The 4,431-nt window shown below is 63.3% G+C and carries 3 protein-coding genes and 1 pseudogene; all 4 read right to left on the reverse strand.

Annotated elements, in window-relative coordinates; genetic code table 11:
• Positions 1 to 1,919 (reverse strand): endopeptidase La (gene lon, locus ACXJKH_RS15825; RefSeq protein WP_457320709.1); only part of this gene is annotated, 1,919 nt, incomplete at its 3' end.
• A 142-nt stretch (positions 1,920 to 2,061) separates the two neighbouring features.
• The gene (clpX, locus tag ACXJKH_RS15830; RefSeq protein WP_256776281.1) at positions 2,062 to 3,351 is read right to left on the reverse strand and encodes an ATP-dependent Clp protease ATP-binding subunit ClpX; all 1,290 of its coding nucleotides are present in this window, start codon (positions 3,349 to 3,351) and stop codon (positions 2,062 to 2,064) included.
• Positions 3,352 to 3,477: 126 nt separating this feature from the next.
• Positions 3,478 to 4,104 carry an ATP-dependent Clp endopeptidase proteolytic subunit ClpP gene (gene clpP, locus ACXJKH_RS15835; RefSeq protein WP_256776280.1) on the reverse strand — a complete coding sequence of 209 codons (627 nt, stop codon included), beginning with the start codon at positions 4,102 to 4,104 and terminating at the stop codon, positions 3,478 to 3,480.
• Positions 4,105 to 4,170: 66 nt separating this feature from the next.
• Positions 4,171 to 4,431 (reverse strand): annotated as a pseudogene (locus tag ACXJKH_RS15840) (trigger factor); the annotation flags it as partial.

The raw sequence follows: 4,431 nt of genomic DNA on the forward strand, positions 1-4,431 counted from the left end.
CCCTTGCCCGGCACCAGGGTCGATTCGATCTGCAGCAGGTCGCCACCGACTTCGGTCCAGGCCAGGCCGGTGACCAGGCCGATCTCGTTCTGCTCTTCGGCACGGCCGAAGTCGACGCGGCGCACGCCCAGGTACTTGTCCAGGTTCTTGCCGTTGACCACCACGAGTGCTTTCTTCTTCGCGCCGGCCTTCTTGCCGACCTTGGCCGGCTTGACCGCAGCGACCGGCCCCGCCAGCGCGATGTCCTTGACCACCTTGCGGCAGATCTTGGCCACTTCGCGCTCGAGGTTGCGCACGCCGGATTCGCGCGTGTAGTAGCGCACGATGTCCTGGATGGCGTCGGCCTCGATCTCCAGCTCCTCCGGCTTGAGGCCATTGGCCTTGAGCTGCTTGGGCACCAGGTAACGCATGGCGATGTTGAGCTTTTCATCCTCGGTGTAGCCGGGGATGCGGATGACTTCCATGCGGTCCAGCAGCGGTCCGGGAATGTTGAGCGAGTTGGAGGTCGCCACGAACATCACTTCGGACAGGTCCAGATCCACTTCGAGGTAGTGGTCGTTGAACGCGTTGTTCTGCTCGGGGTCGAGCACTTCCAGCAGCGCCGAGGAGGGATCGCCGCGGAAATCCATCGACATCTTGTCGATCTCATCCAGCACGAACAGGGCGTTCTTGCTGCCGACCTTGTTGAGGTTCTGCACGATGCGGCCCGGCATCGAGCCGACATAGGTACGACGATGGCCACGGATCTCGGCCTCGTCGCGCACGCCGCCCAGGCTCATGCGCACGAACTTGCGGTTGGTGGCCTTGGCGATCGACTGGCCGAGCGAGGTCTTGCCCACGCCGGGCGGACCGACCAGGCACAGGATCGGGCCCTTCATCTGCTTCACGCGCGACTGCACCGCCAGGTATTCCAGGATGCGGTCCTTGACCTTGTCCAGACCGAAATGATCGGCGTCCAGCGTGTCCTGGGCGACCTTGAGGTCCTTGCGCACCTTGGTGCGCTTCTTCCACGGCACGCCCAGCAGCCAGTCCAGGTAGTTGCGCACGACGGYMGCYTCGGCCGACATCGGCGACATCTGCTTGAGCTTGTTGAGCTCGGCCTTGGCCTTGGTCTCCACCGGCTTGGGCATGCCCGCCTCGGCGATCTTGCGCGCCAGTTCGTCCAGCTCGCCCGGTGCATCGTCCAGGTCGCCCAGTTCCTTCTGGATGGCCTTCATCTGCTCGTTGAGGTAGTACTCGCGCTGGCTCTTTTCCATCTGCGACTTCACGCGGCCGCGGATGCGTTTTTCCATCTGCTGCACGTCGATCTCGCCGTCGACCAGGCCGACCAGCATTTCCAGGCGGTCGCCGATCTGCAGCGTTTCCAGCAGGCGCTGCTTGTCGGCCAGGCGCACGCTGATGTGCGCGGCGATGGTGTCGGCCAGGCGCGCGGGCTCGTCGATGCCGGCCAGCGTCTGCAGCAGCTCCGGCGGCAGCTTGCGGTTGGTCTTGACGTACTGCTCGAACAGCGACATCAGCGAACGGGCGATCGCCTCGATCTCGCGCGGCTCGCGCGATTCGTCCGATTCGATTTCCGTGGCGATGCCGTGCAGCGCGCTCTCGCGCTCGGTGACTTCGGTGACGTTGACCCGCGACAGTCCCTCGACCAGCACCTTGATGGTGCCATCAGGCAGCTTCAGCAGCTGCAGCACCTGCGCCAGCGTGCCGACCTGGTAGAGGTCGGCGGCGGTGGGGTCATCGGTCTCGGCCGACTTCTGGGCCAGCAGCAGGATGCGCTTGTCCGCCGCCATCGCCTGCTCCAGCGCGTGCATGGACTTGTCGCGGCCGACGAACAGCGGGATGACCATGTGCGGGAACACCACCACGTCACGCAGCGGCAGTACCGGCAGGTCGAGAGTCTCAGTAGGGGAACGGGCCATGTGGGCTCCAGTGGAACAGTGGGGATGGCCTCCGGGCGCCTCGCCCGGATACAAAAAAAGCCGATGGCCTCGTTATGGGGCCATCGGCTTCTAGATGCAAGCAGTTCTGAAAAATTTCTATCAATTCAATTACTTGAACCGATTATTCAGCACCAGCCGCCTTCTGTTCAGGCGCCGGTGGCGTCTGGTAAATCAGGTACGGTTCGGACTTGTGTTCGATCACCGATTCGTCCACCACCACCTTGCTGACGTTCTCTGCCGATGGCAGGTCGTACATGGTGTCCAGCAGGACCGATTCGACGATGGTACGCAGGCCACGGGCACCGGTCTTGCGCTTGAGCGCCTTGCGGGCGATCGCGGCCAGGGCGTCCGGACGGAACTCCAGCTCGACGTGCTCCATCTCGAACAGCTTCTTGAACTGCTTGGTGATTGCGTTCTTCGGCTCGGTCAGGATCCTGACCAGGGCCGCTTCGTCCAACTCTTCCAGGGTTGCCACGACCGGCAGGCGGCCGACGAATTCCGGGATCAGGCCGAACTTGATCAGATCTTCCGGCTCGACTTCGGCCAGGATCTTGCCCACTTCCTGCTTGCGCTCGGAGCTCTTCACCTTGGCGCCGAAGCCGATGCCGCCAGCGTCGTTGGAGCGCGCCTGGATCACCTTGTCCAGCCCGGCGAACGCACCGCCGCAGATGAACAGGATGTTCTTGGTGTCCACCTGCAGGAATTCCTGCTGCGGATGCTTGCGCCCGCCCTGCGGCGGCACGCTGGCCACGGTACCTTCGATCAGCTTCAGAAGCGCCTGCTGCACGCCTTCGCCGGACACGTCGCGGGTGATCGACGGGTTCTCGCTCTTGCGCGAGATCTTGTCGATTTCATCGATGTAGACGATGCCCTGCTGTGCCTTCTCGACGTCGTAGTCGCACTTCTGCAGCAGCTTCTGGATGATGTTTTCCACGTCCTCGCCCACGTAACCGGCTTCGGTCAGCGTGGTGGCGTCGGCCATGGTGAACGGCACGTTGAGCAGGCGGGCCAGGGTTTCGGCCAGCAGCGTCTTGCCCGAACCGGTCGGACCGACCAGCAGGATGTTCGACTTCGCCAGTTCGACCTCGTCGTTCTTCTGGCGGCTCTCGATGCGCTTGTAGTGGTTGTACACAGCCACGGCCAGCGTGCGCTTGGCCCGGTTCTGGCCAATCACGTACTGATCGAGGACCTCGAGGATCTCGCGCGGCTTGGGCAGCGAACTGCGCGCCGACTGCGCCTTTTCCTCGAGTTCTTCACGGATGATGTCGTTGCACAGCTCCACGCACTCATCGCAGATGAACACGCTCGGGCCCGCAATCAGCTTGCGCACCTCATGCTGGCTCTTCCCGCAGAAAGAACAGTAGAGGATCTTGCCGGTGTCCGTGGAACGACCTTGGCGGTCTTCGCTCATGCTTCGCTTACCCAGTTACCCCACCCGCTGAACGGGGGTTCGATTCGAGAATAGCACAGGGTCAGGAGGACACCAGTCCTACCCGACCCTGCGGAAACAAGCCGGTTTGCCGGCCTGGCTGCATCATCACGCCGGGGTGATCGACTCTTCCGGACGGCGCTCGAGCACCTGGTCGACCAGACCGTAGGCCACCGCATCGGCCGCGCTCTTGAAGTTGTCGCGCTCGGTATCGCGCGCGATGGTCTCCAGCGACTGGCCGGTGTGCTTGGCCAGCACCTCGTTCAGGCGCGAACGCAGGGTCAGGATTTCACGGGCATGGATGTCGATGTCCGAGGCCTGGCCCTGGAAGCCGCCCAGCGGCTGGTGGATCATCACCCGCGAGTTGGGCAGCGCATACCGCTTGCCCGCCGCGCCGGATGCCAGCAGCAGCGCGCCCATCGAGGCGGCCTGGCCGACGCAGATGGTGCTCACGTCCGGCTTGATGTACTGCATGGTGTCGTAGATCGCCATGCCGGCGGTGACCACGCCACCGGGCGAGTTGATGTAGATGCTGATGTCCTTTTCCGGGTTGTCCGCTTCCAGGAACAGCAGCTGCGCCACCACCACGTTGGCCATGTGATCGTCGATCGGGCCCACCAGGAAGATCAGACGCTCCTTCAACAGGCGCGAATAGATGTCATAKGCGCGCTCGCCGCGGCTGGTCTGTTCGACCACCATCGGAACCATGTTCAGGGCTGTGGTTCGGTTGTCCATTAGTGAGGCACCTATTTTGGGGGGAACGACCCCGCGCCGGGGCGCGGGGCGTAAAACGCAGGCCGCTTACTGGCGGATCGCGTCCTGGAACGACAGCTGTTCTTCGGTGTGCTGGGCGCGCTCGGCGATCCAGTCGATCACCTGCTCTTCCATCACACGATTCTGCAGCCCACTCATCAGCTGGGGGTCATTACGGTACATCTCAATGACCTGCTCCGGCTCTTCATAGGTGGAGGCAATCAGGCGCATGGTTTCATTCAGGCGCTTGGGGTCCAGGCGCAGGTCGTTCTTGCGGGCCACTTCGCCGACCAGCAGGCCGACCAGCAC

The sequence above is a fragment of the Stenotrophomonas sp. P5_B8 genome (genome assembly GCF_054049855.1).

What these genes read in the sequence shown, in the direction of transcription:
- clpX (WP_256776281.1), bottom strand. Translation starts at nt 3,351, where the DNA reads ATGAGCGAAGACCGCCAAGGTCGTTCCACGGACACCGGCAAGATCCTC.